Origin of the sequence: Pseudomonas sp. HMSC08G10, from assembly GCF_001808425.1 — a bacterium.
GTDB lineage: Bacteria > Pseudomonadota > Gammaproteobacteria > Pseudomonadales > Pseudomonadaceae > Aquipseudomonas > Aquipseudomonas guariconensis.
Map to the genome: position 1 here is coordinate 34,776 of NZ_KV793310.1, position 26,945 is coordinate 61,720.

The 26,945-nt window shown below is 62.1% G+C and carries 24 protein-coding genes; 14 read left to right on the forward strand and 10 right to left on the reverse strand.

The features are described 5' to 3' along the window. Positions 1-8: 8 nt before the first annotated feature. The 3 genes from HMPREF3173_RS14225 to HMPREF3173_RS14235 all read left to right on the forward strand — a co-directional run bounded on the left by HMPREF3173_RS14225 (position 9) and on the right by HMPREF3173_RS14235 (position 2,035). On the forward strand, positions 9-614 hold the full coding sequence (locus tag HMPREF3173_RS14225) for an arylesterase (RefSeq protein ID WP_070574009.1): 606 nt from the start codon (positions 9-11) through the stop codon (positions 612-614). Positions 615-672: 58 nt separating this feature from the next. After that, on the forward strand, positions 673-954 hold the full coding sequence (locus tag HMPREF3173_RS14230) for a hypothetical protein (RefSeq protein WP_043215816.1): 282 nt from the start codon (positions 673-675) through the stop codon (positions 952-954). Positions 955-1,060: 106 nt separating this feature from the next. Continuing rightward, complete coding sequence (locus tag HMPREF3173_RS14235) at positions 1,061-2,035, forward strand: L,D-transpeptidase family protein (protein ID WP_043215815.1); 975 nt, start codon at positions 1,061-1,063, stop codon at positions 2,033-2,035. Positions 2,036-2,186: 151 nt separating this feature from the next. Here HMPREF3173_RS14235 and oprI read toward each other — a convergent pair whose 3' ends face one another. Next, positions 2,187-2,438, reverse strand: coding sequence for an outer membrane lipoprotei OprI (oprI, locus tag HMPREF3173_RS14240; RefSeq protein ID WP_003259780.1), 252 nt, complete (start codon positions 2,436-2,438; stop codon positions 2,187-2,189). Between the two features lie 490 nt (positions 2,439-2,928). Between oprI and HMPREF3173_RS14245 the strand changes: the two genes are divergently transcribed. Continuing rightward, entirely contained in the window at positions 2,929-3,210 is a 282-nt protein-coding gene (locus tag HMPREF3173_RS14245; protein ID WP_043215814.1) for a GNAT family N-acetyltransferase, read from the forward strand. Positions 3,211-3,278: 68 nt separating this feature from the next. Here the strand turns inward: HMPREF3173_RS14245 and HMPREF3173_RS14250 are convergent, their stop codons facing one another. After that, entirely contained in the window at positions 3,279-4,355 is a 1,077-nt protein-coding gene (locus HMPREF3173_RS14250; protein WP_043215813.1) for a 3-deoxy-7-phosphoheptulonate synthase, read from the reverse strand. Between the two features lie 270 nt (positions 4,356-4,625). On the opposite strand from HMPREF3173_RS14250, the gene HMPREF3173_RS14255 reads away from it, so the two are divergent. The 3 genes from HMPREF3173_RS14255 to cysB all read left to right on the forward strand — a co-directional run bounded on the left by HMPREF3173_RS14255 (position 4,626) and on the right by cysB (position 7,277). Next, on the forward strand, positions 4,626-5,573 hold the full coding sequence (locus tag HMPREF3173_RS14255; RefSeq protein ID WP_070574010.1) for a putative 2-dehydropantoate 2-reductase: 948 nt from the start codon (positions 4,626-4,628) through the stop codon (positions 5,571-5,573). Between the two features lie 104 nt (positions 5,574-5,677). Continuing rightward, positions 5,678-6,175 (forward strand): universal stress protein, encoded by a 498-nt coding sequence (locus HMPREF3173_RS14260; protein WP_043215810.1) that lies wholly within the window; start codon positions 5,678-5,680, stop codon positions 6,173-6,175. A gap of 127 nt (positions 6,176-6,302) precedes the next feature. After that, on the forward strand, positions 6,303-7,277 hold the full coding sequence (cysB, locus tag HMPREF3173_RS14265) for an HTH-type transcriptional regulator CysB (protein WP_027593928.1): 975 nt from the start codon (positions 6,303-6,305) through the stop codon (positions 7,275-7,277). Between the two features lie 98 nt (positions 7,278-7,375). On the opposite strand, the gene HMPREF3173_RS14270 is transcribed toward cysB, so the two are convergent. From HMPREF3173_RS14270 to HMPREF3173_RS14290, 5 genes are all read right to left on the reverse strand, one after another. After that, entirely contained in the window at positions 7,376-8,110 is a 735-nt protein-coding gene (locus HMPREF3173_RS14270; protein WP_070574012.1) for a phosphoadenylyl-sulfate reductase, read from the reverse strand. 126 nt (positions 8,111-8,236) lie between these two features. Then, positions 8,237-9,580: an aminodeoxychorismate synthase component I gene (pabB, locus tag HMPREF3173_RS14275; RefSeq protein ID WP_070574014.1), complete on the reverse strand. Its 1,344-nt coding sequence runs from the start codon at positions 9,578-9,580 to the stop codon at positions 8,237-8,239. 192 nt (positions 9,581-9,772) lie between these two features. Next, positions 9,773-10,753, reverse strand: a complete 981-nt coding sequence (locus tag HMPREF3173_RS14280) for an alpha-L-glutamate ligase-like protein (protein ID WP_043214012.1) — start codon at positions 10,751-10,753, stop codon at positions 9,773-9,775. After that, a complete protein-coding gene (locus tag HMPREF3173_RS14285) occupies positions 10,753-12,285 on the reverse strand; it encodes an osmotic stress tolerance membrane protein RloB (RefSeq protein ID WP_070574016.1) in 1,533 nt (510 codons plus the stop codon). Before HMPREF3173_RS14285 ends, HMPREF3173_RS14280 begins: the two co-directional genes overlap by 1 nt. A gap of 5 nt (positions 12,286-12,290) precedes the next feature. Then, positions 12,291-12,827, reverse strand: a complete 537-nt coding sequence (locus HMPREF3173_RS14290) for a retropepsin-like aspartic peptidase RloA (protein ID WP_043214007.1) — start codon at positions 12,825-12,827, stop codon at positions 12,291-12,293. 295 nt (positions 12,828-13,122) lie between these two features. Between HMPREF3173_RS14290 and HMPREF3173_RS14295 the strand changes: the two genes are divergently transcribed. From HMPREF3173_RS14295 to prpD, 6 genes are all read left to right on the forward strand, one after another. Next, positions 13,123-13,839 (forward strand): GntR family transcriptional regulator, encoded by a 717-nt coding sequence (locus HMPREF3173_RS14295; protein WP_043214004.1) that lies wholly within the window; start codon positions 13,123-13,125, stop codon positions 13,837-13,839. Further along, positions 13,836-14,726: a methylisocitrate lyase gene (gene prpB, locus HMPREF3173_RS14300; protein WP_043214002.1), complete on the forward strand. Its 891-nt coding sequence runs from the start codon at positions 13,836-13,838 to the stop codon at positions 14,724-14,726. Before HMPREF3173_RS14295 ends, prpB begins: the two co-directional genes overlap by 4 nt. Positions 14,727-14,913: 187 nt before the next feature. After that, entirely contained in the window at positions 14,914-16,041 is a 1,128-nt protein-coding gene (gene prpC / locus HMPREF3173_RS14305; RefSeq protein ID WP_070574018.1) for a bifunctional 2-methylcitrate synthase/citrate synthase, read from the forward strand. A gap of 96 nt (positions 16,042-16,137) precedes the next feature. After that, entirely contained in the window at positions 16,138-18,726 is a 2,589-nt protein-coding gene (acnD, locus tag HMPREF3173_RS14310; protein ID WP_070574019.1) for a Fe/S-dependent 2-methylisocitrate dehydratase AcnD, read from the forward strand. A gap of 130 nt (positions 18,727-18,856) precedes the next feature. Next, a complete protein-coding gene (gene prpF, locus HMPREF3173_RS14315; RefSeq protein ID WP_070574021.1) occupies positions 18,857-20,047 on the forward strand; it encodes a 2-methylaconitate cis-trans isomerase PrpF in 1,191 nt (396 codons plus the stop codon). 68 nt (positions 20,048-20,115) lie between these two features. Continuing rightward, positions 20,116-21,600 carry a 2-methylcitrate dehydratase gene (prpD, locus tag HMPREF3173_RS14320; protein ID WP_070574023.1) on the forward strand — a complete coding sequence of 495 codons (1,485 nt, stop codon included), beginning with the start codon at positions 20,116-20,118 and terminating at the stop codon, positions 21,598-21,600. A gap of 157 nt (positions 21,601-21,757) precedes the next feature. Here the strand turns inward: prpD and acnB are convergent, their stop codons facing one another. After that, positions 21,758-24,367, reverse strand: a complete 2,610-nt coding sequence (gene acnB / locus HMPREF3173_RS14325) for a bifunctional aconitate hydratase 2/2-methylisocitrate dehydratase (protein WP_043213992.1) — start codon at positions 24,365-24,367, stop codon at positions 21,758-21,760. A gap of 406 nt (positions 24,368-24,773) precedes the next feature. Here acnB and HMPREF3173_RS14330 point away from each other — a divergent pair, with 406 nt between their 5' ends. After that, positions 24,774-25,241, forward strand: coding sequence for a DUF1289 domain-containing protein (locus tag HMPREF3173_RS14330; protein ID WP_070574025.1), 468 nt, complete (start codon positions 24,774-24,776; stop codon positions 25,239-25,241). A 48-nt stretch (positions 25,242-25,289) separates the two neighbouring features. Here the strand turns inward: HMPREF3173_RS14330 and queD are convergent, their stop codons facing one another. Together queD and HMPREF3173_RS14340 are read right to left on the reverse strand one after the other, a co-directional pair. After that, positions 25,290-25,646, reverse strand: coding sequence for a 6-carboxytetrahydropterin synthase QueD (queD, locus tag HMPREF3173_RS14335; protein WP_043213989.1), 357 nt, complete (start codon positions 25,644-25,646; stop codon positions 25,290-25,292). A 52-nt stretch (positions 25,647-25,698) separates the two neighbouring features. Continuing rightward, complete coding sequence (locus HMPREF3173_RS14340; RefSeq protein ID WP_070574027.1) at positions 25,699-26,778, reverse strand: patatin-like phospholipase family protein; 1,080 nt, start codon at positions 26,776-26,778, stop codon at positions 25,699-25,701. Between the last annotated feature and the right edge of the window lie 167 nt (positions 26,779-26,945).

The following is a 26,945-nucleotide window of genomic DNA, read 5'->3' on the forward strand; positions in this document are numbered from 1 at the left end:
AGAATCCGATGCGAGTGTGGTGGTTGAGTGCCGGTCTGGCCCTGTATTGCCTGGCCCAAAGCGCGGCGGCGGGTACACTGCTGGTCGTTGGGGATAGTATCAGCGCCGGTTTTGGCCTGGATAGCCGCCAGGGATGGGTTTCCCTGCTGCAGCAGCGCCTCAAGGAGGAGGGTTATACCGACCAAGTGGTCAATGCCTCGATCAGTGGAGACACAAGCGCCGGTGGCCAGGCGCGGCTGCCGGCGCTGCTTGCGGCGCACAAGCCGAGCCTGGTGGTACTGGAGCTTGGCGGCAACGACGGACTGCGAGGGCTGCCGCCCCAGCAATTGCAACAAAATCTTGCTTCGATGGTCGATCAGGCGCGTGAGGCGGGCGCCAAGGTGGTTCTGCTGGGTATGCGGCTGCCGCCCAACTATGGTGTGCGTTATACCAGCGCCTTCGCTCAGGTCTATGAGCGCTTGTCGGCCCAGAAAAAGGTCCCCTTGGTGCCGTTTTTCCTCGAGGGCGTCGGCGGTGTACCGCAGATGATGCAGGCCGATGGTATCCACCCGAGCGTGGGGGCCCAGCCGCGCTTGCTGGAAAATGCCTGGCCGGCGATAAAACCCTTGCTGTGACGCTTTTATCGGGGCCGGCTTTCGGCTAATGTTGCGCCCCCCGCTTCGAGAGCCCCCAATGCCGCGCCCTGCCTGGTCTTTGTACGCCTATCAACTGATCGAGCCCGATGAACAGCTCGACCTGTTCGCTTGCCAGGAGGTTCGCGTTCACCTGGTGGCGCGTCAGCTCGAGCTTGGCGTGCCCGTCGATCGCACGCTGTGCGGTGGGCTGTTGCCAGCGCAACCGCGCTGGTCCGCAGTGGAGCGGTCGGTCTACCGCGATGGTCGCCTTTGTGCGTTGTGCCGAGCGATTCTCGATGCCCAGCGCCGTGGCATGCGTCCGGTGTGGCCGGAACTCTGAGCACCTTTCATCATCTGAAATGCCAGCATGAACCCGATGCCTCCCGCTTGTCCTGGGGTAGGTGTACAATCGATCCTCTTGACCCATCTTTCGAAGGATTTACCGGATGTTGCCGCGCCTTCCCGCCGTCACCCGTAGCTTGTCCCTGGCCGCCCTGTTGGTGGCCGGTCCAACCGTTGCGCTGGAATTGCCGTTGCCACCTGCCGGTGAAGATATCGTCGGCCAGGTCCAGGTGATCAAGGCCAAGTACGAAGACACCTTTGCCGACATCGGCACCGCCAATGACTTGGGCTACCTCGAAATGATCGCGGCCAACCCGGGCGTGGATCCATGGCTGCCGGGCGCTGGCACCGAGATCATCCTGCCGACACGCTACATTCTGCCGCCAGGTCCGCGTGAAGGCATCGTCATCAACCTGGCCGAATACCGCATGTACTACTACCCGAAAGGGCAGAACGTGGTGCACACCTTCCCGCTGGGTATCGGTCGCGAAGGGTGGGGCTCGCCCATCGCCAACACCAAGATCACGGCCAAGACCCCTAATCCGACCTGGACGCCACCCGCCTCGATCCGGGCCGAACACGCCGCCGACGGTGACATCCTGCCTGCCGTGGTGCCGGCCGGCCCGGACAACCCACTGGGGCCGTTCAAGTTCACCTTGGGTGTACCGGGTTACCTGATCCACGGTTCGAACAAGAAGTTCGGTATCGGCATGCGTACCAGCCATGGCTGCTTCCGTATGCTCAACAACAACGTGCTGGAACTTTCCAAGATGGTGCCGGTGGGTACGCCAGTACGCATCATCAACGAACCCTACAAGTTTGGCATCAGTGGCGGAAAGGTCTATCTCGAGGCTCATACACCGCTCGATGATCATGGCAATCCATCGGTGGTGGATAAACATACTGCGGTCATCAATGCTTTGCTCAAGCGCGAAGACCTGGCCAACAACTTGCGCATGAACTGGGACATGGTGCGCGACGTGGTGGCTGCCGAAGATGGCATGCCAGTGGAAATCGCGGTGCCGGTCAATGGTGGGACAGCGCCGATGGTTTCGAGCATTCCCCCGGAGCTGCAGTAAGCGGGATGTCTCTTTCGGGAGGTGCTCCGGTTAACCCGAATCGAGGCCTGCCTTAGTGCAGGCCTTTTTCGTTTTTGCCGTTTGCTTTTCAGGCGGCAATAAAAAAGCCGACCCACTAGTGGGTCGGCTCCATAACAATCCGTGAGGATTATTACTTGCGGCTGGCTTTGTCCAGCATGCGCAGAGCGCGCTCGTTGGCTTCGTCAGCGGTCTGCTGAGCCTTCTGAGCGGCAGCCAGAGCGTCATCAGCCTTACGGTAGGCTTCATCAGCACGAGCTTGAGCGCGAGCTGCTGCGTCTTCAGTCGCAGTCAGACGAGCTTCGGTTTCTTTGGATACGCTGCTGCAACCGGTAGCCAGAACTGCGGCCAGAGCCAGAGCAGAGAATTTCAGAACGTTGTTCATCGTGTTCCCCTTCAAGGACTTTCTATTAAAGAGCCATCTCTCGGAAAAGAGAAACTGGCCGGCGTACATAGTACCCATTACTTGTAGTAAGTAAACTGACTAAGCGCAAGAACTGCAAAAAAAATGTTGCCGCCCCCAAAAGGTGACAACCTTTGTATGGCATTTGTGAAAATTTTGCGCAGCGGCTGCAAGCATTTGTAGAGCGGGAACTTTTTGGTGAACTAATGGTGACTTTAACTGTCGGTCAGCGTCATAGGCCTAGAACACTGTGTACGCGGCCGCGAAGCGACGGGCAGGGGTTATCTCGTACTTTTTCCCGTGCCACCTTGAGCAATCCCGCTTCCGGCGCCTACTATTTGTAGGGTGCCCGCGCAGCAGAACGATTCGGATCGCCTTACGGTCCAAGGGGCAGGGGTGGCGTAGAGGTTCCTCCGCCGGAAACACCATCGGTTAAGGTAAGGGTCTGCCGACAGACCTGCGAGGAGTAGTGATGAGCGAAGCGTTGACCATCCACCATGACCAGGCCGGTCATCAGTTCGAGACCAATGTGGACGGTCACCGTGCCTATCTGACGTACATGGACTTGGGCAAGCAGACGCTGGATATCTACCGTACCTTCGTGCCCAATGCCCTGCGGGGGCGAGGCATCGCTGCAGCGTTGACCGAGAAGGCGCTGGAATACGCCGAGGAGATGGGCTACACGGTGATCCCCTCCTGCTCCTACGTCGAACGCTACATGGAGCGTCAGCAACGTCAGTCGAGCAAGGCCTGAACGGTACAATCGAACACCGAACATGAAAACGCCGGGCATTGCCCGGCGTTTTCGTTTGCTCCCTATTGTCAGCCGCGCTGACGCTGAGGTAGGACATCCTTGAGCTTGGCGCGCATGCTGCGCAGGGCCTTCTCGGTGGCGCTCCAGTCGATGCAGGCATCGGTAATGGAAACACCGTATTGCAGTTCGTTCAGGTCCTTCGGAATTGCCTGGCATCCCCAGTTCAGATGGCTTTCGACCATCAAGCCGATGATCGACTGGTTGCCTTCGAGGATCTGGTTGGCGACGTTCTCCATTACCAGCGGCTGCAGGGCCGGATCCTTGTTGGAATTGGCATGGCTGCAATCGACCATGATGTTGGCCTTGATCTTGGCCTTGGCCAGATCCTGCTCGCACAGGGCAACGCTGACCGAATCATAGTTGGGCTTGCCGTTGCCACCGCGCAGCACCACGTGGCCATAGGCGTTGCCCTTGGTGGTGACGATGGACACGCCACCTTCCTGGTTGATGCCCAGGAAGCGGTGAGGCTTGGAGACCGACTGCAGGGCATTGATAGCCACGGTCAGGCCGCCGTCGGTGCCATTCTTGAAGCCGACTGCCGAGGACAGGCCGGAGGCCATTTCCCGGTGGGTCTGGGATTCGGTGGTGCGGGCGCCGATGGCTGACCAGCTGATCAGGTCCTGCAGGTACTGCGGGGAGATCGGGTCGAGTGCCTCGGTGGCGGTGGGCAGGCCCATTTCGGCCAGGTCCAGCAGCAACTTGCGACCGATGTGCAGACCGTCCTGGATCTTGAAGGAGTCATCCAGGTAAGGGTCGTTGATCAGGCCTTTCCAGCCGACGGTGGTACGCGGCTTCTCGAAGTACACGCGCATCACCAGGTAAAGGGTGTCGGAAACTTCTTCGGCCAGCACCTTCAGGCGTTCGGCATACTCGTGGGCGGCTTTGATGTCGTGGATGGAGCAGGGGCCCACCACGACGAAGAGTCGATGGTCCTTGCCGTCGAGGATGTTGCGCACCACTTCTCGGCCGGCAGTCACGGTCTGCAGGGCCTTGGCGCTGAGGGGGAGTTCCTTCTTGAGCTGATCGGGGGTGATCAAAGTCTCGTTGGAGGCAACGTTAAGGTCGTCGATCGGTAAATCAGCCATCGTGTTACTCGTCAGGTCACGGGTGCCGGCCGCCAGCAATCCCCGTGCGGCCCAGCAGCAAGATTGTTCGCAACGGGGAGCCGAACCTTAGCGCGTTACAAGGTGGCTCGACAATGGGCTGCCCCCCGCCGGTACTGGGTTTTTACGACCAAGGCGTGATTTATTTGCAAGGTGGTACGGCCAGCTAAGGGGCGAGCGGATGCTTCTGCGTTCGAAAACCGAAGGGTTTAGGTGTAAAACCAAGTACCAGATTTCGGACAAGGAGCGCGTGTGGACACTCGCAACCCACGTATCGGCATTATCGGCAGCGGCGCCATCGGCGGTTTCTACGGGCTCATGCTTGCGCAGGCCGGTTTCGATGTGCATTTTCTGTTGCGCAGTGAATACCGCATCGTGCATGAGCATGGCATGGCCGTGGACAGTGCGGTTCACGGCCAATTGCACATGAAGGTGCAGGCCTACGCCTCGGCCGCCGACATGCCCCCCTGCGACTGGTTGCTGGTAGGTGCCAAGGCCACCAGCAACCGGGAGCTTGCACCGCTCATCCTCCAGGCCGCAGCCCCGGGTGCCAGGGTCGTGTTGTTGCAAAATGGCCTGGGCGTGGAGGAGCAGTTACGGCCGTCACTGCGCGCCGATATGCACCTGCTTGGCGGACTGTGCTTCATTTGCGTCAACCGCCAGGCGCCTGGAGTGGTGTGCCATCAGGCGCTAGGCACGGTCAATCTGGGATACCACAGTGGTCCGGCCGAGGATCGAGGTGCCGCTATCGTTGCCCAAGGGGTGGCGCTGTTCCGGGCGGCGGGCATCGACTCCCAGGCCATGGATGACCTTGCTCAGGCCCGTTGGCAGAAGCTTGTATGGAATATGCCTTACAACGGTCTTTCGGTACTGCTTCAGGCCAGCACCACGGCACTGATGACGGACCCCGACAGTCGTGATCTGGTACGCGCGCTGATGGCTGAAGTGGTGCAGGGAGCCCAGGCTTGCGGCCATGTCTTGCCGAATGGTTACGCCGAGCAACTGTTTCGCCTGACCGAAAAGATGCCTGATTACTGGCCAAGCATGTACCACGATCATGCTCAGCGGCGACCGCTGGAGTTGCAGGCGATCTATGCCGAACCGCTGGCACGTGCGCAAGCGGCTGGGTGTCATTTGCCGCAACTGCAGATGCTGTATCAGACCCTGGCCTTCATCGACCGTCGCAATCGCAGCGGCTGACCCCTCCAGGCCGGGCGCCGGCAGCGCGCCGGACGGCCAAGCGGTCGTACGCGGCGCTGCTAAGCTGAACCTTGCTCTGTCGTAACGGCAGTCGAGGAGGTCGAATGATTCATTCCATGCTGTATGCCACCGACCTCGGTGTATACGCGCCTTTTGTCATGCAGCACGCCTTGGCCCTGGCCCGGACATTCAACGCAGAGCTGTACGTGATCCATGCGGTGGAACCCATGGGCCAGTTCGCCGAGTCCCTGCTGCAGAGTTACCTCGACGAGCAGACCCTGGACGAGCTGCACAGCGAGGGTGTGAATACGGTCATGGCCAACATCGAGCAGCGGGTGTTGGAAAACTTTCGTGACGAACTAGGTGAAGAAGCGGACCTGGCCTTGATCCGGGCCGTGAGGGTGCGTCAGGGGGATCCGGCCCAGGTGATCATTGAGCAGGCTAAGCGCTTGAGCGTCGATCTGCTGATTTTCGGCAGTCACAGCCAGGGAGCAGGGGTGGATGTGCCGATCGGCCGCACTGCGGCGCGGTTGCTGCAACTGTCCCCGGTTCCGATCTACATGGTGCCATTGGCGCAGCATTTGGGGCGTAGGAAAGGCTGAAACAGGGGATAGGTCAAAACGAGGGCATGTAACAAAATAGTTCTAGTTTTATTTCGGGAACCACTAATATAGTTATATCTCATCGCTGCCTGCTGCCGGTGACCTACCGCTGATCCGAGGGAAACCTATGAAGCTTCAACAACTGCGCTATATCTGGGAAGTAGCGCACCATGACCTCAACGTCTCCGCGACAGCGCAGAGCCTCTATACCTCCCAGCCCGGGATCAGCAAACAGATCCGTCTGCTCGAGGACGAGCTCGGCGTCGAGGTCTTCGCCCGCAGCGGCAAGCATCTGACACGCGTCACTCCCGCCGGTGAGCGCATCATCAATACCGCCGGCGAAATCCTGCGAAAGGTCGAGAGCATCAAGCAGATCGCTCAGGAATTTTCCAACGAGAAAAAGGGCACCCTGTCCATCGCCACCACCCATACCCAGGCACGCTACGCGCTGCCGCCGGTGATCAGCAGTTTCATCAAGCAGTACCCTGAAGTCGCCCTGCATATGCATCAGGGTTCGCCCATGCAGATCGCCGAGATGGCTGCCGACGGCACCGTCGATTTCGCCATCGCCACCGAGGCGCTGGAGCTGTTCGGCGACTTGATCATGATGCCGTGCTACAAGTGGAACCGCTGCGTGGTGGTGCCTCAGGGGCATCCGCTGACCAAGCTGCCGAAGCTGACCCTCGAAGCGGTCGCCGAGTACCCGATCGTGACCTATGTGTTCGGTTTCACCGGGCGCTCCAAGCTGGACGAGGCGTTCAATCACCGTGGCTTGACGCCGAAAGTGGTATTTACCGCCGCCGACGCCGACGTCATCAAGACATACGTACGCCTGGGGCTGGGCGTGGGCATCGTGGCCAAGATGGCTGTGGACACCAAGCTCGACAGCGACCTTGTGGCCCTGGACGCCAGCGAACTGTTCGAGGCCAGCATCACCAAGATCGGCTTCCGGCGTGGCACCTTCCTGCGTGGTTTCATGTGCGACTTCATCGAGAAATTCGCGCCGCACCTGACCCGCGAAGTGATGGCCAAGGCCATCCAGTGCCATAACAAGCAGGAGCTCGAAGAGCTCTTCGAAGGGGTCGAGCTGCCGGTGCATTGAGCTACAAGCCCCGAGCTACAAGCCACAAGAAAAAAGCGGTCCTCATGAGGGCCGCTTTTTTCTTGTGGCTTGTAGCTTGTAGCTTGGAGCTTGGAGGGTCAGGCCTTGGTGATCAGGTTGCCGGCGTGCAGGCCGCATTCCTTCTGGGTCGACTCTTCCCACCACCAGCGACCTTCACGTTCGTGCTGGTTGGGCAGCACAGGGCGTGTGCACGGCTCGCAGCCGATGCTGATGAAGCCGCGCTCATGCAGGCTGTTGTAGGGCAGCTCGAGCATGCGGATATAGCCCCAGACTTCCTCGCTGGTCATCTGCGCCAGGGGGTTGAACTTGTAAAGGGTGCGCTCGGGTGTGGAAAACGCTGTGTCGATTTCCAGTGCTGCCACCTGGCTGCGAGTGCCGGGACTTTGATCGCGGCGCTGGCCGGTTGCCCACGCGCTCACGGTGGCCAGCTTGCGGCGCAGCGGCTCGATCTTACGGATGCCGCAGCATTCGCCATGGCCGTCCTTGTAGAAGCTGAACAGGCCTTTTTCCTTCACGAAAGGGTCGAGCAGGGCGCGGTCGGGGCTGAGGATCTCGATCGGCAGGTTGTACTGCTCGCGGACTTGGTCGATGAAGCGGTAGGTCTCCGGGTGCAGGCGGCCAGTGTCGAGACTGAACACCTTGACCTGCTTGTTCAGCTTCCAGGCCATGTCGACCAGCACCACATCCTCGGCGCCACTGAAGGAAATCCACAGGTCATCGCCGAAGTGCTCGAAGGCAAGCTTGAGGATGTCCTGGGGGGACTTGCTGGCATAGGCCGCGGCCAGGGCGGCGACGTCGAAGGTTTGGCTCATCAGGCGGTTTCCATCGTGTGTGTGGCGCTGTGCGCTCGTAGTGAGCCGATGGTAACAAAAAATGGCAGGTAGACGTTTGCCTTGAGGCGCCTCTTCGCGGGTCGACCCATGAAGAGGCGCCATCGGTCACAAGCTTTGCAGGGTTTCCATCAATACCCGCACCTTGGCGATGGACTCTTCGTACTCGGCCTGCCATTCGGAGTCGGCCACCACTGCGCCACCGCCCCAGCAGCAGACCTGACCTTTCTTGACCAACAGGCTGCGGATGGCGATGGAACTGTCCATCTCGCCCCGTACGTCCACGTACAGCAGCGAGCCGCAGTACAGCGCACGGCGCGTCGGCTCGAGTTCGTCGATGATCTGCATGGCGCGGATTTTCGGGGCGCCGGTGATCGAGCCACCGGGGAAGCTGTCGCCGATCAGGTCCAGGGCATCCTTGCCGGTGGCCAGGCGCCCGGTGATGCTGCTGACCAGGTGGTGGACGTTGGGGTAGCTTTCCAGGCTGAACAGCTCGGGCACCTTGACCGAGCCGATCTGGCAGGTGCGCCCCAGGTCGTTGCGCAGCAGGTCGACGATCATCAGGTTTTCCGAGCGATCCTTGGGGCTGTTCTGCAGCTCGGCGGCGTTGCGTGCGTCCTGCTGCGGATCGGCGGAGCGAGGGCGTGTGCCCTTGATCGGCCGGGTTTCAACCTGGCCCTGGCTGACCTGGATGAAGCGCTCTGGCGAGAAGCTCAGCAAGGCGCTGCCGTCGGCCAGCTGCTGATAGCCGGAGAACGGCGTCGGGCAGGCCTTGCGCAGCGCCTGATACGCCCGCCACGGGTCGCCTTGGCAGGGGGCGCGGAAACGCTGAGTCAGGTTTATTTGGTAGCAGTCGCCTGCCTGAATGTATGCCTGTACCTGATCGAACGCGTCTCGGTATTGCGTAGGATGCAGGTCACCGCGCATCGGCGCGAGCAAAGTGAAATCGCTTGCTTCATCGGCCTCAGGCGTTTCGAACAGCTCGATCAGGCGGGTGCGTTCGCCGGGCTCGAGGCTGGGATGGAACACCAAGTGTGTCGTGCAGTGCAAATGATCACTGACCATGGCCCAGGCATACAGGCCCAGCTGCGCGTCCGGCAGGCCAAGATCATCCTTAGCCTGGCTGGGTAGGTGCTCCAGGCGTCGACCGAAATCGTAGCTCAGGTAGCCGATCAGGCCGCCGGCGAACGGCAGTTCGATGCCGTCGGGCAACGTCGCGTGCCCCAGATGAGCAAGAGCATCGCGAAGGCGTTGCAGATAGGCTCGGCCATCTTCTCCCGCCTCGGCTTGCAAGTGCTGCAGCGGCCAGGCGCTGAGCAGGTCGAAGCGACCACGCTCGGCGCCGGGGCGGGCACTGTCGAGCAGGATCGCGCCCGGCGCCTGACGCAGGCGGGCGAAATGGACAGCGGGGTCGATCTGATAGGGCAGGGGGTGGAGCGTACAGGTTGGCATCAGAGTGGACGGCGATGACAAAGCGAGGAGGGGGATTGTATTCGCCTGTGGGAGAAGCGCAAAGCTGTCGGGCGGAGAAGATGGCAGATGGCGAGGCTAGGCTCGTTCGCGACTGAGCCGGCTCCCACAGTAAAAGCGCTCGCACTGTGGGGGCCGGCGAAGCCTACGATGGGCTGCAAGGCAGCCCAGGGGTTATTGCGGGTGAACGTGCCCGAAGAGGCCTTGGGACACGCGTACGCGTTGCTCGGCGGTTTCCTTCACGCCGTCTTTGGCCAGCGCTTCCAGGTGCGCCTCGATGGCGTGGGTGCGCTGGGTCAGGCCGCAGTCGTTGGCGATCTGGATATTCAGGCCCGGGCGAGCGTTGAGCTCGAGAATCAGCGGGCCTTTGTCCTGGTCCAGGACCATGTCGACCCCGATGTAGCCTAAGCCGCACAGTTCGTAGCAGCTGGCTGCCAGCTTCATGAAGCCATCCCAGTTCGGCAACTGCACGCCATCCACCGCGTTGGTGGTGTCCGGGTGCTTGCTGATGATCTTGTTCAGCCAAGTGCCGCGCAGGGTCAGGCCGGTGGCCAGGTCCACGCCCACACCGATCGCACCCTGGTGCAGGTTGGCCTTCCCGCCGGACTGGCGGGTCGGCAGGCGCAGCATGGCCATCACCGGGTAGCCCATCAGCACGATGATGCGAATGTCCGGCACCCCTTCATAGCTGATGCTCTTGAAGATCTGGTCCGGGGTGACTCGATACTCGATCAGCGCGCGGTCGCGGTGCCCGCCGAGCGAATAGAGCCCGGTGAGGATGCTGGAGATTTGATGCTCGATCTCCTCGTGGCTGATGATCTTGCCCGACACCGTGCGGTAACGGTCCTCGAAGCGGTCGGCGATCACCATGATGCCGTCACCACCGGCCCCCTGGGCCGGTTTGATGACGAAATCGTTGCGGTTGCCGATGATCTGGTCGAGTTTTTCGATCTGCTTTTCGGTCTCGATGATGCCGTACATCTCCGGCACATGGATGCCGGCCTTGATCGCACGCTCCTTGGTGATGATCTTGTCGTCGACGATCGGGTACAGGTGGCGCTTGTTGTACTTCAGGACGTAGTCCGCGTTGCGCCGGTTGATACCCATGATGCCCCGGGCCTCCAGGGCTTTCCAGGTCTTGATCAGTCCGAACATCAGGCGTCAGCCTTCACGAAAGCCTTGAAGCGAACGAGCTCGGTCAGGCGGTAGCCGCGGTAGCGGCCCATTGCCAGCATGAAGCCCACCAGGATCAGCAGTACGGCCGGGAAGGTGAAGACGAAGTACACCAGCTCCGGCACCATCATCAGCAGGTGCGCCAGCGAAGCGGCGAACAGGGTGCCGATGGCCACCTTCATGGCATGGCCACCGCCACGCTCTTCCCAGGTGATCGACAGGCGTTCGATGGTCATGGTCAGGATCACCATTGGGAACAGGGCCACCGAGAGGCCGCGTTCCAGACCCAGCTTGTGGCTGAACAGGCTGATGGCGGCGATCAGGACCACGACGAAGGTCAGCACCACCGACAGGCGCGGGAGCATCTGCAGCTTCAGGTGTTCAAGGTACGAGCGCAGCGACAGACCCAGGGCGGTGATCACCGTGAACAGCATGATGCCAAAGCCCAGCTGGGTTTCGCGGAAGGCCAGGGCGATCAGGACCGGAGTGAAGGTGCCGAGGGTCTGGATGCCGATCAGGTTGCGCAGCACCAGGATCACCAGCACTCCGATCGGGATCATCACCATGATCATGAAGGTCTGCTGGGTCTGCAGGGGCAGGCCGTACAGGGAGTATTCCAGGAAGTCGGCGTCGGTGTTCTCGTCGGTCAGCTTGGCCAGGCGGATGGCGTTCATCTCGCTGTTGTTCATGCTGAAGGTGACGTTGGCTTTCTTGCCACCATCGACGGTGATCAGGTTGTCGTCACCGGTCCACCACAGCAGGCGATCGCTGGGCAGACCCTGTTCGCCGGTATCGGGATTGAAGTACAGCCAGTCGTTGCCGTTGAAGCTGCGCAGCCACAGTTCGGGCGTTTGCGGGGTGTCGGCAACCAGGCGGATGGTATGGACTTTCTCCATCGGCACGTGGGCGATGGACAGCAGCAGGTCGATGACCTGGGCTTTCTTCATCGACGAGGTATCGCCGGCCAGCAGCAGCTTGACGTTGTCGTCGTTGAGGTTGTTGACCCGCTTGATGGTCTCGCTGACGAAGGTCTCGACATCGGCCGAATGCTGTCGGATCGGCGCCATCAGCGCTTCAGCGGCGATCTTCTCAGGGCCTTCGACCGCCAGGCTGTCGCGGAAGGTCGGGCCTTTGACCGTGGTCTTCTCGTTGCTGTAGCGCTTGGTCAGCACCAGGCGGTAGTAAAGGGTCTGGTTGCCGCTGGCGCGGCGGGCCGACCAGGTCACCTTGCGGTTGCCGTCGGCGCGGTTGACGCTCACCCCATAGTTGTTGGAGATGAAGCTCTCGTTGAGGCTGACATAGTCACGGTTCAGAGGGGGCACGAACATCTGCACCTTGACCGGGTCCTTCGGGTTGGCGACGAACTCGACCTTGGCGTCGATGTTCCACAAATCGTCGGTTTCATCCTCGGTCACCGGGATGCCAAGGATGAAGATCTGATAGGCCGTGACCAGCACGCCCAGGAGCACCAGGACGGTGATCAGGACTTTCAGGTGAAGGGTAAGAGAGCGCATCGGAATTACTCTGCGGTGGGAGCTTTGGTGGCGCAGGCAGGTTTGCCGGCCGCGTATTTAAGGCTTGGGTCGACCAGCGCGTCAAAGTGCTTGAGCGCCTCGGAACCAATGAGCAACGGGAACTGGAAGGCACTGCGGTCGGTGAGGTTGACCTCGATGGTGCGCCTGGCCTGACCCATGCAGATATCCAGTTCGATGACCGGGCGGGCGGTGTAGGCCTTGCCTTCGTCGGGGTTGTAGTCGCCGGCCCGGCGCTTGATCTTGCTGACGCGGGCCAAGGGACGCTCGATCGGATGCGAATGGGCAGCATCGATGGCCAGGTAGAAACGTACCCAGCTTTCGCCGTTGCGCTTGAAACGCTTGATGTCTCGGGCACTCAGGGACGCGGTCTTGGCGCCAGTGTCGAGTTTGGCCGCCACCTCCAGATCAAGATCGGAAAGGCGCGCATATTCATTCAGGCCGTACACGGTCTTTTCTCCCGCCTGGCCAAGGGCCGGCAGCAGGGCGAGGCAGAACAGCAATGAAGCGGGTGTAAGTCTCATAAATCCTGGCGCGGTGCTGTGCGGGTTCGGGGCAAGGCGACTGGCAAGTACTGCGCAAGCTTCCTCGTTCATCTGTCAACACGCTGAAAAGGTTGGCAGACACACTATCCATACTCCCTTGGGAGGCGCGGCATTCTATCACGCCGACAGTTGGACGCCAGCGCGCCGCGATCTGACAGCAGGTGTATCGGGTAAGTTCGTTCTTAGACGATTGTCGACAATATTGATTTTGTCTTTGACTCCATTACTCCGTTTAGCTAGCTTTGGCGCTATTGAAACGCAAGGTGTCGACAATATGTTGGATGCAAGCCAAGCGCTCCTGTCTGCGTCGGATGAGTCGGAAACGCTCTCGGAGAACGTCTTCCGGCGTATCCAGGCGGCCATCGTCAAAGGCGAGATCGCCCCGGGCAGCAAGATCTCCGAACCGGAACTGGCTCGCACCTATGGGATCAGCCGTGGCCCGTTGCGCGAGGCCATTCACCGTCTGGAAGGCCAGCGCTTGCTGGTTCGGGTTCCGCATGTCGGTGCCCGGGTGGTGTCGCTCAATCACGCCGAACTCATCGAGCTGTACGAAATCCGTGAATCGCTTGAAGGCATGGCTTGTCGTTTGGCTGCCGAGCGTATGAGCCTAGCCGAGATCGATGAGTTGCGCCGGGTACTGGACACCCACGAGCGCGACGCGGCGTTCCAGGCCGGCGTCGGCTACTACCAGCAGGAAGGCGATTTCGACTTCCACTACCGGATCATCCAGGGCAGCGGCAACCAGACCCTGGTCAAGATGCTCTGCGGCGAGCTGTACCAGCTGGTGCGCATGTACCGCATCCAGTTCTCCGCCACGCCCAATCGTCCACGCCAGGCGTTCGCCGAACACCATCGCATTCTCGATGCCATTGCCGACCGTGACGGCGAGCTGGCCGAACTCCTGATGCGTCGCCACATCGGCGCATCCAAGCGCAACATCGAGCGTCACTACCAAGGCGCCGACAACAATAGCCCACGAGGTGAGTCATGACTTTGAAGAGCACGCCCGGCCAGCGTTTCCGTGACGCGGTCGCCGCCGAACATCCGTTGCAGGTGGTCGGGACCATCAATGCCAATCATGCCCTGCTGGCCAAGCGTGCCGGCTTCAAGGCCATCTACCTCTCCGGCGGCGGTGTCGCGGCGGGCTCCCTGGGCCTGCCTGACCTGGGCATCAGCGGCCTGGATGATGTCCTGACCGACGTGCGCCGGATCACCGATGTGTGCGACCTGCCGCTGCTGGTGGATGTCGACACCGGTTTCGGTGCCTCGGCCTTCAACGTGGCCCGTACCGTGCGCTCGATGATCAAGTTCGGCGCCGCGGCCATTCATATCGAGGACCAGGTCGGTGCCAAGCGCTGCGGCCACCGCCCGAACAAGGAAATCGTCACCCAGCAGGAAATGGTCGACCGCATCAAGGCCGCGGTGGATGCCCGCACCGATGACAGCTTCGTGATCATGGCTCGTACCGACGCTCTGGCCGTCGAAGGCCTGAACGCCGCCCTGGACCGCGCCGCCGCCTGCATCGAGGCCGGTGCCGACATGATCTTCCCCGAGGCGATCACCGAGCTTTCGATGTACAAGACCTTCGCTGACCGCGTGAAGGCGCCGATCCTGGCCAACATCACCGAATTTGGCGCCACGCCGCTGTACACCACCGAAGAGCTGGCCTCGGTCGATGTCTCGCTGGTGCTGTACCCGCTGTCGGCCTTCCGGGCCATGAACAAGGCAGCCGAGAACGTCTATACCGCACTGCGCCGCGACGGTACCCAGAAGAACGTTGTCGACACCATGCAAACGCGCATGGAGCTCTACGATGCCATCGGCTATCACGCCTTCGAGCAAAGCCTCGATGCGCTGTTCGCCCAGAAGAAAGGCTGAAGGTTCGAGTCTGGACAGGAGTGAGCGGCCGGTTCGCAGGTAAGCCCGCTCCCACAGGGTTTTCGCTGATGCATCGATGATGCGCCGGACCTGCAGCAGTGGGTTTCACCCCACGAATGAGGCCGGCACAGGCAACCGAATTAGCCAGCAAGATTTCGATAACAAATTCAAGAAAGGAGAACACACCATGGCCGAAGCAAAAGTACTCAGTGGCGCAGGCCTGCGTGGCCAGGTGGCCGGCCAGACCGCGCTGTCGACCGTTGGCCAGGCCGGTGCCGGCCTGACTTACCGTGGCTACGATGTCCGCGATCTGGCGGCGGGTGCCGAATTCGAAGAAGTCGCCTACCTGCTGCTGTACGGCGAGTTGCCGACCAAGGCCGAGCTGGCCGATTACAAACGCAAGCTCAAAGGCCTGCGCGACCTGCCCCAGGCCCTCAAGGAAGTGCTCGAACGCATCCCCCGCGACGCCCACCCGATGGACGTGATGCGCACCGGCTGCTCGGTACTGGGCACCTTGGAGCCTGAACTGACCTTCGAGGCCCAGCGCGAGAAGACCGACCGCCTGCTGGCCGTCTTCCCGGCGATCATGTGCTACTGGTACCGCTTCACCCACCATGGCGTGCGCATCGATTGCACCAGCGACGAAGACACCTTGGGCGGCCACTTCCTGCACCTGCTGCACGGCAAGAAGCCGAGCGAGCTGCACGTCAAGGTGATGAATGTCTCGCTCATCCTCTACGCCGAGCACGAGTTCAACGCCTCGACCTTCACCGCCCGTGTCTGCGCCTCGACCCTTTCGGACCTGTATTCGTGCATAACTGCAGCGATTGGTTCGCTGCGCGGCCCGCTGCACGGCGGCGCGAACGAAGCGGCCATGGAGCTGATCGAGCGCTTCCAGAGCCCGCAGGAGGCCGTTGCCGAGCTGCTGCGCATGCTTGAGCGCAAGGACAAGATCATGGGCTTTGGCCATGCGATCTACAAAGAGTCCGATCCGCGCAACGAGGTCATCAAGGGCTGGTCGAAGCAGTTGGCCGACGAAGTGGGTGACACCGTGCTGTACCCGGTCTCTGAAGCGATCGACAAGACCATGTGGGAGCAGAAGCGCCTGTTCCCGAACGCCGACTTCTACCATGCCTCGGCGTACCACTTCATGGGCATCCCGACCAAGCTGTTCACTCCGATCTTCGTCTGCTCGCGCCTGACCGGCTGGGCTGCGCACGTCTTCGAACAGCGCGCCAACAACCGCATCATCCGTCCGAGTGCCGAGTACGTTGGCGTCGAGCAACGCAAGTTCGTGCCCATCGAGCAGCGTTGAAACAGAGCGCTCCGCGTTCCCTGCAGGAGAGGAGCAAGCCCGCTCCTGCAGGGGTGGTGCCCGCTTAGGTAAACCGTGACCGAGCCTGATAACGATATGAACACCGCATTTCGCAAGAACCTACCAGGCACCGACCTGGACTACTTCGACGCCCGCGCGGCCGTCGAGGCGATCAAGCCCGGCGCCTACGATGGCCTGCCGTACACTTCCCGCGTGCTCGCCGAGAACCTGGTGCGCCGTTGCGATCCGGCTACCCTCAACGCTTCCCTGGAGCAGCTGATCGAGCGCAAGCGCGATCTGGACTTTCCATGGTTCCCGGCGCGCGTGGTCTGCCACGACATTCTCGGACAGACCGCCCTGGTCGACCTGGCGGGCCTGCGTGATGCCATCGCCGAAAAAGGCGGTGACCCGGCCCAGGTCAACCCGGTGGTGCCGGTGCAATTGATCGTCGACCACTCCCTGGCGGTGGAATGCGGTGGTTTCGACCCGCAGGCGTTCGAAAAGAACCGCGCCATCGAAGATCGCCGCAACGAAGACCGTTTCCACTTCATCAACTGGACCAAGAAGGCGTTCAAGAACGTCGATGTGATCCAGCCGGGCAACGGCATCATGCACCAGATCAACCTGGAGAAGATGTCCCCGGTCATCCACAACGATCATGGCGTGGCCTACCCGGACACCTGTGTCGGCACCGACAGCCATACCCCGCACGTCGATGCGCTGGGCGTGATCGCCATCGGCGTCGGTGGCCTGGAAGCCGAGAACGTCATGCTCGGCCGCGCCTCCTGGATGCGTCTGCCGGAAATCGTCGGCGTCGAGCTGACCGGCAAGCTGCAACCGAACATCACCGCCACCGACCTGGTCCTGGCGCTGACCGAATTCCTGCGCAAGCAGAAGGTGGTCGGTGCCTACCTGGAGTTCCATGGTGAAGGAGCCCGCGCCCTGACCCTGGGGGATCGCGCCACCATTTCCAACATGGCGCCGGAGTACGGCGCGACGGCGGCGATGTTCGCCATCGACCAACAGACCATCGATTACCTCAAGTTGACCGGCCGTGAAGAGCAGCAGGTCAAGCTGGTGGAAACCTATGCCAAGACCGCCGGCCTGTGGGCCGACAGCCTGGCCAAGGCCGAATACGAGCGTGTCTTGAGCTTTGATCTCGCGAGCGTGGTGCGCAACATGGCTGGCCCGTCCAACCCCCACGCCCGCGTCGCGACCAGCGACCTGGCCGCCAAGGGGATCGCCGGTGCCTGGGAGCAAGTCCCCGGGCAGATGCCAGACGGTGCGGTGATCATCGCTGCCATCACCAGCTGCACCAACACCAGTAACCCGCGCAATGTGATCGCTGCAGGCCTGCTGGCGCGCAATGCCAACAAGCTGGGCCTGGCCCGCAAGCCGTGGGTCAAGTCCTCCTTGGCGCCAGGTTCCAAGGCCGTGCAGCTGTACCTGGAAGAAGCCGGGCTGGAGAAGGAGCTGGAGCAACTGGGCTTTGGCATCGTCGCCTTCGCCTGCACCACCTGCAACGGCATGTCTGGTGCGCTGGACCCGAAGATCCAGCAGGAAATCATCGACCGCGACCTGTATGCCACCGCCGTGCTGTCCGGCAACCGCAACTTCGACGGGCGCATCCACCCGTATGCCAAGCAGGCGTTCCTGGCTTCGCCGCCCCTGGTCGTGGCCTACGCCATCGCCGGCACCATCCGCTTCGACATCGAGAAGGACGTGCTGGGTGTGGTCGATGGCAAGGAAATCCGTCTGAAGGATATCTGGCCGAGCGATGCGGAAATCGACGCCGTAGTCCAGGCAGCGGTCAAGCCGGAGCAGTTCCGCAAGGTGTACATCCCGATGTTCGCCATCGAGCAGGACACCGGGCCGAAAGTTGCACCGCTGTACGACTGGCGCCCAATGAGCACCTACATCCGTCGCCCGCCGTACTGGGAAGGTGCGCTGGCTGGCGAGCGTACGCTGCGTGGCATGCGCCCGCTGGCGCTGCTGCCGGACAACATCACCACCGACCACCTGTCGCCGTCCAACGCCATCATGCTCGACAGCGCTGCGGGTGAGTACCTGGCGAAAATGGGCCTGCCGGAAGAGGACTTCAACTCCTACGCCACCCACCGCGGTGACCACCTGACCGCCCAGCGCGCCACCTTCGCCAACCCCAAGCTGTTCAACGAGATGGTGCGCAAGGAAGACGGCAGCGTGAAACAGGGATCGCTGGCGCGCATCGAGCCGGAAGGCAAGGTGACCCGCATGTGGGAAGCCATCGAGACCTACATGGAGCGCAAGCAGCCGTTGATCATCGTCGCCGGCGCCGACTACGGCCAGGGCTCATCCCGTGACTGGGCGGCCAAGGGTGTGCGACTGGCCGGGGTCGAGGCGATCGTCGCCGAAGGCTTCGAGCGCATCCACCGTACCAACCTGGTGGGTATGGGCGTGTTGCCGCTGGAGTTCCTGCCGGGCACCAACCGCAAGACCCTGGACCTGGATGGTAGCGAGACCTATGACGTGCTTGGCGCACGTACCCCGCGTGCGACCCTGACCCTGGTGGTGACCCGTCGTAACGGCGAGCGCCTCGAGGTGCCGGTGACCTGCCGTCTGGATACTGCCGAGGAAGTGTCGATCTACGAGGCCGGTGGTGTGCTGCAGCGCTTTGCCCAGGACTTCCTGGAAGCGACCGCCTAAACAGGAGCAGCACGGTCCTTGTGGGAGCGGGTTTACCCGCGAAGCGTTCGATCAGGCAACACTGTTGCCCGTGCTCACGCTTTGGCGAGTAAACGTGCTCTCACAGGGGCGTGCAAACAGGAATTCGAACATGGCACATGTACCGCAAGTCAAGATTCCCGCAACGTACATCCGTGGCGGCACCAGCAAAGGCGTGTTCTTCCGTCTGCAAGACCTGCCCGAGCGCGCCCAGCAACCGGGCCCGGCGCGCGACGCGCTGCTGCTGCGGGTGATCGGTAGCCCCGACCCCTACGGCAAGCAGATCGACGGCATGGGCGGCGCCACTTCCAGCACCAGCAAGACCGTCATCCTCGCGCGCAGCACTCGCCCTGAGCATGACGTCGACTACCTGTTCGGCCAGGTCTCCATCGACAAGGCGTTCGTCGACTGGAGCGGCAATTGCGGCAACCTGTCGGCCGCCGTCGGTTCCTTCGCCATCAGCGCAGGCCTGGTGGATACGGCGCGCATTCCGCGCAACGGCATCGCCACCGTGCGCATCTGGCAGGCCAACATCGGCAAGACCATCATCGCCCATGTGCCGATCACTGACGGCGAGGTGCAGGAGACTGGTGATTTCGAGCTCGACGGCGTGACCTTCCCGGCCGCCGAGGTGCAGCTGGAGTTCCTCGATCCGGCTGCCGACGAGGAGGGCGGCGGTGGTTCGATGTTCCCCACCGGCAATCTGGTCGATGATCTGGAGGTGCCGGGTGTCGGGACCTTAAAGGCGACCTTGATCAATGCCGGGATCCCGACCATCTTCGTCAATGCTGCCGATATCGGTTACACCGGCACCGAGCTGCAGGATGCCATCAACGGCGATTCTGCCGCGCTGACGCGCTTCGAGACCCTCCGCGCCTATGGCGCAGTGCGCATGGGGCTGATCGAGCATGTCGACCAGGCGGTGGGGCGCCAGCACACGCCGAAGGTCGCCTTCGTCGCGCCGCCGGTGTCGTACACCGCGTCCAGCGGCAAGCCTGTCGAGGCGGGCGATGTCGACCTGCTGGTGCGCGCGCTGTCGATGGGCAAGCTGCACCACGCCATGATGGGGACTGCAGCGGTGGCGATTGGCACTGCCGCGGCCATTCCGGGCACGCTGGTCAATCTCGCCGCTGGCGGCGGCGAGCGCAGCGCTGTGCGGTTCGGTCATCCCTCTGGCACCTTGCGGGTTGGGGCCGAGGCGCGCAAGGTGGACGGTGAATGGACCGTGACCAAAGCGATCATGAGCCGCAGTGCTCGCGTGTTGATGGAAGGCTGGGTGCGCGTGCCTGGCGATAGCTTCTAGCACGTCGTTGGCGCTCGGCTTGTGTTGAGAGGGGCTGCGCTGCGGCCCCCTATTCAAGGGAGCAGACAATGAGCGCCAACGTAGACCTCAACGACCGCCCGGACTACGACCGGGTCCTGCAGACCATCGCCGACTACGTACTCGACTACCAGGTCGAGTCGGTCGAAGCCCTGGATACCGCCCGTAACTGTCTGATGGACACCCTGGGCTGTGGCTTGCTGGCGCTGCGCTTTCCTGAATGCACCAAGCACCTCGGCCCGCTGGTGGAGGGCACAGTGGTCCCTTATGGCGCAAGGGTGCCCGGTACGGCCTACCGGCTGGACCCGGTCAAGGCTGCCTGGGACATCGGCTGTACCGTGCGCTGGCTGGATTACAACGACACCTGGCTGGCCGCCGAATGGGCCCATCCCTCCGATAACCTGGGCGGCATCCTTGCGGTTGCCGACCACCTTTCGCAAAAACGCGTGGCCAACGGTGAATCGCCGCTGACCATGCGCACCGTGCTCGAAGCCATGGTCATGGCACACGAGATCCAGGGGGTGCTGGCCTTGGAAAACGCCTTCAATCGCGTCGGCCTCGATCACGTGGTACTGGTCAAGGTTGCCTCCACGGCAGTGTGCGCCAAACTGATGGGCGCCAATCGGGCGCAATTGCTCTCGGCCTTGTCCCATGCCTTCGTCGATGGCCAGGCGCTGCGTACGTACCGTCATGCGCCCAATGCCGGCTCGCGCAAGTCGTGGGCGGCGGGCGACGCGTCCAGTCGGGGAGTGCGCCTGGCCGATATCGCCATGCGTGGCGAGATGGGCGTACCGGGTGTACTCACGGCGTCGCAGTGGGGCTTCTACGATGTCTCGTTCAGCCATACCAACAAGGACTTGGCGCTCAAGTCCGTCGACCAGCGCACGTTGCGCCTGCCTCAAGCGTTCGGCACTTATGTCATGGAGAACGTGCTGTTCAAGATCAGCTTCCCGGCCGAATTCCACGCGCAGACGGCCTGTGAGGCTGCCGTGACGCTGCACCCGCAGGTGCGCAATCGCCTGCACGAAGTCGATCGCATCGTCATCGCCACCAACGAGTCGGCGATCCGCATCATCTCCAAGGTCGGCCCCTTGGCCAATGCGGCCGATCGTGACCACTGCCTGCAGTACATGACTGCAGTGCCGCTGATCTTCGGCAACCTGGTAGCCGAGCACTACGAGGATGCGTTCCATGCGGCCCATCCCAGCATCGATCGCTTGCGCGAGAAGATGGAAGTGGTCGAGGAGCCGCGCTTCAGCCGGGAATACCTGGAGGCGGACAAGCGCTCCATTGCCAATGGGCTGCAGGTGTTTTTCAAGGACGGGACCCATACCGCCCAGGTGGTGGTGGAGTACCCGATCGGCCATCGGCGGCGACGCGGGGAGGGCATACCGCTGTTGGAGGCCAAGTTCAGGGAGAACCTGGCGACGCGGTTCGTGCGTCAGCGCTGTGATGAGATCTTTGCCTTGTGCAAGGATCAGGCGAGGCTGGAAGGCACAGCGGTGCAGCGGTTTGTCGATCTCTTTGTGATGTGAGTGCGCCTTGTCAGCCTCTCGCGGGTAAACCTGCACGTTGTTCCATCTGCTTGTGCCTGCCAGGCGTCCAGGGCAGTCAATGCAAGGCCCACAAAAAAGCCCCGGCATCTCTGCCGGGGCTTCTTATTACAGCTTGTAGCTTACAGCTTGCCGCTCATTACGCCTGGACCACTGGGATCTTGGCGTTGGCCGCCGCTTCGCGGAACTCGGCGATTTGGTCGAAGCTCAGGTAGCGGTAGACGTCGGCAGCCATGCTGTCGATGTCCTTGGCGTACTGCAGGTACTCTTCGACGGTCGGCAGCTTGCCGAGGATCGAGGCAACTGCGGCCAGCTCGGCCGAAGCCAGGTAGACGTTGGTGGCGTCGCCCAGACGGTTCGGGAAGTTACGGGTCGAGGTGGAGACCACGGTCGAACCGGTCTGTACACGTGCCTGGTTACCCATGCACAGCGAGCAGCCTGGCATTTCCATGCGCGCACCGGCTTTGCCGTAGATGCCGTAGTAGCCTTCCTCGGTCAGCTGGTGGGCGTCCATCTTGGTTGGCGGGGCCAGCCACAGACGGGTTGGAATGCCACCCTTGACCTTGTCCAGCAGCTTGCCTGCAGCGCGGAAGTGACCGATGTTGGTCATGCACGAACCGATGAACACTTCGTCGATCTTGTCGCCGGCGACGGTCGACAGCAGACGGGCGTCGTCCGGGTCGTTCGGCGCGCAGAGCACAGGCTCCTTGACGTCGGCCAGGTCGATCTCGATGACCGCAGCGTACTCGGCGTCGGCATCGGCGGACAGCAGCTGAGGCTTGGCCAGCCAGGCTTCCATCGCTTGGGCGCGGCGCTCCAGGGTACGGGCATCACCGTAGCCTTCGCTGATCATCCAGCGCAGCAGGGTGATGTTGGACTTCAGGTACTCGGCGATCGACTCTTCCGGCAGCTTGATGGTGCAACCGGCGGCGGAACGCTCGGCCGAGGCGTCGGACAGCTCGAAGGCTTGTTCGACGGTCAGCTCGTTGAGGCCTTCGATCTCCAGGATGCGACCGGAGAAGATGTTCTTCTTGCCCTTCTTCTCGACAGTCAGCAGGCCCTGCTGGATGGCGTAGTAAGGGATGGCGTGGACCAGGTCACGCAGGGTGATGCCAGGCTGCAGCTTGCCCTTGAAGCGAACCAGTACCGACTCCGGCATGTCCAGCGGCATGACGCCGGTGGCAGCGGCGAAGGCGACCAGGCCGGAACCGGCCGGGAAGGAAATGCCGATCGGGAAGCGGGTGTGCGAGTCGCCGCCGGTGCCGACGGTGTCAGGCAGCAGCATGCGGTTCAGCCAGCTGTGGATGATGCCGTCGCCTGGACGCAGGGACACGCCGCCACGGGTACGGATGAAATCCGGCAGGGTGTGGTGGGTGTTGACGTCGATCGGCTTCGGATAGGCCGCGGTGTGGCAGAACGACTGCATGACCAGATCGGCGGAGAAGCCCAGGCAGGCGAGGTCTTTGAGCTCGTCGCGGGTCATCGGGCCGGTGGTGTCCTGGGAGCCGACGGTGGTCATCTTCGGCTCGCAGTAGGCACCTGGGCGCACGCCCTGGCCTTCTGGCAGACCGCAAGCGCGGCCGACCATCTTCTGCGCCAGGGTGAAGCCCTTGCCGGTGTCGGCAGGCTGCTCTGGCTTCTTGAACAGATCCGAAGCACCCAGGCCCAGTTCGGCACGGGCTTTCTCGGTCAGGCCACGGCCGACGATCAGCGGGATACGGCCGCCAGCGCGGACTTCATCCAGCAGGACTTCGGTTTTCAGCTCGAAGGTGGTGACAAGCTCGTCGCTGCCATGGCGGCGTACTTCACCTTTGAACGGATAGACGTCGATGACGTCGCCCATGGCCAGGTTGGTGCAGTCGAATTCGATCGGCAGGGCGCCGGCGTCTTCCATGGTGTTGTAGAAGATCGGGGCGATCTTGGTGCCGAAGCAGAAGCCACCGGCGCGCTTGTTCGGCACGTACGGGATGTCGTCGCCGAAGAACCACAGCACCGAGTTGGTGGCCGATTTACGCGAGGAACCGGTACCGACCACGTCACCGACGTAGGCGACCGGGAAGCCCTTGGCCTTGACCGCTTCGATCTGGGCCAATGGGCCGACCGAGCCAGGCTGCTGCGGCTCGATGCCGTCACGGGCCATTTTCAGCATGGCCAAGGCGTGCAGAGGGATGTCAGGGCGCGACCAGGCGTCCGGGGCAGGGGACAGGTCGTCGGTGTTGGTTTCGCCAGGCACCTTGAACACGGTCAGGGTGTACTTGTCGGCGATGGCCGGGCGGGCGGTGAACCATTCGCCGGCAGCCCAGGATTCCAGGACGGCCTTGGCGTGAGCGTTGCCGGCCTTGGCTTTTTCAGCCACATCGTGGAAGGCATCGAACATCAGCAGGGTGTGCTTGAGCTGTTCGGCCGCGACGGCGCCCAGTTCGGCGTCATCCAGCAGCGCGACCAGCGTCTCGATGTTGTAGCCGCCCTGCATGGTGCCCAGCAGCTCGGTGGCGTGCTTGCGGTCGATCAGCGGGGATTTGGCTTCGCCCTTGGCGATGGCGGAGAGGAAAGCGGCCTTGACGTAGGCGGCTTCGTCGACTCCTGGGGGAACGCGGTGGGTGATCAGGTCTACGAGGAAGGCTTCTTCGCCGGCCGGCGGGTTTTTCAGCAGCTCGACCAGGCCTGCAGTTTGTTCGGCGTTAAGCGGCTGGGGCACGATGCCCAGGGCGGCACGCTCTTCGATGTGTTTGCGGTAGGCTTCAAGCACAGTTATTACCCTCATCAGTGGTCCCTAAAGGGGAGTCCGGGACGCTCATCCAGCATTCTTTGCACCCATGCGCAATGACGGCTTTTTGGGCCGCCCAGCCAGGGTCGCAGAGAATCCTTACAGAAGCTGCTTTCAAAGTTTTACGCCTGTAGAACGGTGAGCTGATGAGGGCTGGCGCGGGCCATGCACGGTGGCATGCCCCGGCCAACGCCGTTCTACCGGATGAACTGTGCTCGTGACGCTTTGAAAACAGCTTCCAACGGACATTGGTGCCTTGAAAAGGCGGTGTGATTCTACGGGAAAAAAAGGGCGAACGTAAGGCGGCGCACACGACTTTAACGAGTGACCCTGCTTAGACAAAGGGCTAACATTGCTGGGTGTTCCACCTCCAGGCTGTTGTCTGTACATGTCCAACCACTCCATCAAAACCCCTTGCGTAGGGCTCTGCTCCACGGTCTATGGCGACCTGGTATGCCGGGGTTGCAAGCGCTTTCATCATGAAGTGATCCACTGGAACAGCTACGACGAGGACGAAAAACGTGCCGTCTGGCAGCGCCTGGAGCAACTGCTGGTGCAGGTGATGATGGCCAAGCTGGAAGTGTTCGACAAACAGCGTCTGCGCCAGCAACTGGAGCAACGTTCGATTCGTTTTCTGGCGCACCAGTCCGAGTATTGCTGGGCCTACCAATTGATCGCCCGCGGCGCGCGCATGATCCGGGACCTGGAAGCCTACGGCATGGCCTTGCTGCCGGAGTTTCGCGATTGGGAGCTGCCGCAGTTGCGCGATGCCATCGACCGGGAGTTCTTCCTGCTTTCCGAAGCGCACTACCAACGCTACATCGCGCCGTCCTTTCTCAAGCAGGCGCTGGGTTAGCCCGCCGGCCGCGAGCAGGGGCGCCGCGCAGGCGCCCGTCCAGCGAACTCAGTCGCCGCTGTATTCGCAGCCGCTGGTGCAGGTTTCATGGATGCGGACCTTCGACAGCTCCGGCAGCAGGGGCTTGACTTGGTCCCAGATCCACTTGGCGATCACTTCGCTGGTGGGGTTCTCCAGGCCCGGAATGTCGTTCAGGTAGTTGTGATCCAACTGTTCGTAGATCGGCTTGAAGATCGCCTTGATCTCGGCGAAGTCGCGGATCCAGCCGGTGTGAGGGTCGAGCGGCCCGGTCAGGTGCAGACCGACCTTGAACGAATGGCCGTGCAGGCGACCGCACTTATGCCCGGCGGGAACGTTGGGCAGGCGGTGGGCCGATTCGAAAGTAAATTCCTTGAAGATTTCCACGCTTTAGAGACTCTTGAAAACAATGCTGGCGTGCAGTTTATCAGCATGCCCGTTACAAGGCTTGCAGCTGTTCGTGCAGCCGCCCGGTGGTGATCAGCTCCAGCAGTTCATCGCCCAGGCGCCGGCTCTCGGCAATGGCCTTGTACCAGTAACGCTTTCGCGCAGGCGCATCGTCCATGAAGCGTTTGAAGTCGTTGCGGTCTGGCAGCTTGCCGTAGGGCAGGGCGGCCAGGTACTGGGGGGATGGCGTCATCAGCAGCACGTTCTGCAAGCGTGTGGCATCGCCGCGGCGCCAAGGCAGGGCTTTGTCGAACCAGCCGGGCACCACTTTGTCGGTGAAGTGTGGGTAGAGCACCAAGTCGTCGCCTTGATACGGCAGGTCCAGGTGATAGTCGAGCAGGCCGCCGTCGCGGTAGGTGCCGGCACCTGCGCCGGGAATGTCACGTACGCCTTCCATCACCATGGGGATCGAGCCTGAGGCGAGCAGTGCTTGGCGCAGGTTGGCCAGGTCCAGTGGCAGGCAGCGCGACGGGAAGTCGGTCAGGGCGTCCAGCGGTGGCGCGGCACGCCCGTCGTGCAGGATGACCCGCTCGAAGTGCCGTCCCAGGCGCGAGCGTCCCAGCAGGTTGTTGGCGATCACCGAGGACAACCCCATGCCCAGGCGAGCGCGATGGTCGTCGGCGAGCAGGCCATGGCTTTTGACCACCATGATGTTCAGGCGGTAATGCGGGTTGGCGAGAATCTGCCCATCGCGGCCTTGCAGCAGTTCATCGAGCATGCGCGTGCAGCTCTGGCTGACTTCGGTCGGCGTCACGCCTTTGGCAAAACTCTGCTCGGTGTACAACTCACCCAGGCGGCGCAGGCCATCGACGGGGTCGCTCAGGCAAGCACTGGCGAAGCGCCAGGCACCGATCGAGGCACCGATCAGTGCGCGTTGGCGCGGGGCCGAGGGCAGCCACTCACCAAACAGCGCCAGGTCCAGCCCTTGGATGCCCAGTGGCTTGGGCCCACCAGCGGCGCCTGGCAATACGCCCACATCGGCTGCCCGCAGGCCGCGCTCGCGGATCTGGCGCAAGGCGCGTTGGCCTGCCTTGAAGGTCAGGGCGGGGTACTTGATGTGGATGGCGCTCATGACAGATCTCGCAGGCAACAAGCGGGTGATTATAAAGGGGATTGTCTGTATCGGCCTTTTCGCAGGCAAGCACGCGCCCATAGGTGTGTCTGCGGGAGCGGGTTTACCCGCGAAATGGGAGACAAAGCTGCGCTATCATGCGGCCAGCTGTTTTCAGGTTGGATTAA

What these genes read in the sequence shown, in the direction of transcription:
- oprI (WP_003259780.1), bottom strand. Translation starts at nt 2,438, where the DNA reads ATGAACAACGTTCTGAAATTCTCTGCTCTGGCTCTGGCCGCAGTTCTG.
- HMPREF3173_RS14330 (WP_070574025.1), top strand. Translation starts at nt 24,774, where the DNA reads ATGTCCAACCACTCCATCAAAACCCCTTGCGTAGGGCTCTGCTCCACG.
- HMPREF3173_RS14270 (WP_070574012.1), bottom strand. Translation starts at nt 8,110, where the DNA reads ATGAGCCAAACCTTCGACGTCGCCGCCCTGGCCGCGGCCTATGCCAGC.
- HMPREF3173_RS14230 (WP_043215816.1), top strand. Translation starts at nt 673, where the DNA reads ATGCCGCGCCCTGCCTGGTCTTTGTACGCCTATCAACTGATCGAGCCC.
- HMPREF3173_RS14280 (WP_043214012.1), bottom strand. Translation starts at nt 10,753, where the DNA reads ATGTTCGGACTGATCAAGACCTGGAAAGCCCTGGAGGCCCGGGGCATC.
- HMPREF3173_RS14340 (WP_070574027.1), bottom strand. Translation starts at nt 26,778, where the DNA reads ATGAGCGCCATCCACATCAAGTACCCCGCCCTGACCTTCAAGGCAGGC.
- HMPREF3173_RS14250 (WP_043215813.1), bottom strand. Translation starts at nt 4,355, where the DNA reads ATGGCTGATTTACCGATCGACGACCTTAACGTTGCCTCCAACGAGACT.
- acnD (WP_070574019.1), top strand. Translation starts at nt 16,138, where the DNA reads ATGAACACCGCATTTCGCAAGAACCTACCAGGCACCGACCTGGACTAC.
- HMPREF3173_RS14295 (WP_043214004.1), top strand. Translation starts at nt 13,123, where the DNA reads ATGTTGGATGCAAGCCAAGCGCTCCTGTCTGCGTCGGATGAGTCGGAA.
- prpB (WP_043214002.1), top strand. Translation starts at nt 13,836, where the DNA reads ATGACTTTGAAGAGCACGCCCGGCCAGCGTTTCCGTGACGCGGTCGCC.
- HMPREF3173_RS14235 (WP_043215815.1), top strand. Translation starts at nt 1,061, where the DNA reads ATGTTGCCGCGCCTTCCCGCCGTCACCCGTAGCTTGTCCCTGGCCGCC.
- HMPREF3173_RS14245 (WP_043215814.1), top strand. Translation starts at nt 2,929, where the DNA reads ATGAGCGAAGCGTTGACCATCCACCATGACCAGGCCGGTCATCAGTTC.
- prpF (WP_070574021.1), top strand. Translation starts at nt 18,857, where the DNA reads ATGGCACATGTACCGCAAGTCAAGATTCCCGCAACGTACATCCGTGGC.
- HMPREF3173_RS14290 (WP_043214007.1), bottom strand. Translation starts at nt 12,827, where the DNA reads ATGAGACTTACACCCGCTTCATTGCTGTTCTGCCTCGCCCTGCTGCCG.
- HMPREF3173_RS14285 (WP_070574016.1), bottom strand. Translation starts at nt 12,285, where the DNA reads ATGCGCTCTCTTACCCTTCACCTGAAAGTCCTGATCACCGTCCTGGTG.
- prpC (WP_070574018.1), top strand. Translation starts at nt 14,914, where the DNA reads ATGGCCGAAGCAAAAGTACTCAGTGGCGCAGGCCTGCGTGGCCAGGTG.
- prpD (WP_070574023.1), top strand. Translation starts at nt 20,116, where the DNA reads ATGAGCGCCAACGTAGACCTCAACGACCGCCCGGACTACGACCGGGTC.
- cysB (WP_027593928.1), top strand. Translation starts at nt 6,303, where the DNA reads ATGAAGCTTCAACAACTGCGCTATATCTGGGAAGTAGCGCACCATGAC.
- HMPREF3173_RS14260 (WP_043215810.1), top strand. Translation starts at nt 5,678, where the DNA reads ATGATTCATTCCATGCTGTATGCCACCGACCTCGGTGTATACGCGCCT.
- pabB (WP_070574014.1), bottom strand. Translation starts at nt 9,580, where the DNA reads ATGCCAACCTGTACGCTCCACCCCCTGCCCTATCAGATCGACCCCGCT.
- HMPREF3173_RS14225 (WP_070574009.1), top strand. Translation starts at nt 9, where the DNA reads ATGCGAGTGTGGTGGTTGAGTGCCGGTCTGGCCCTGTATTGCCTGGCC.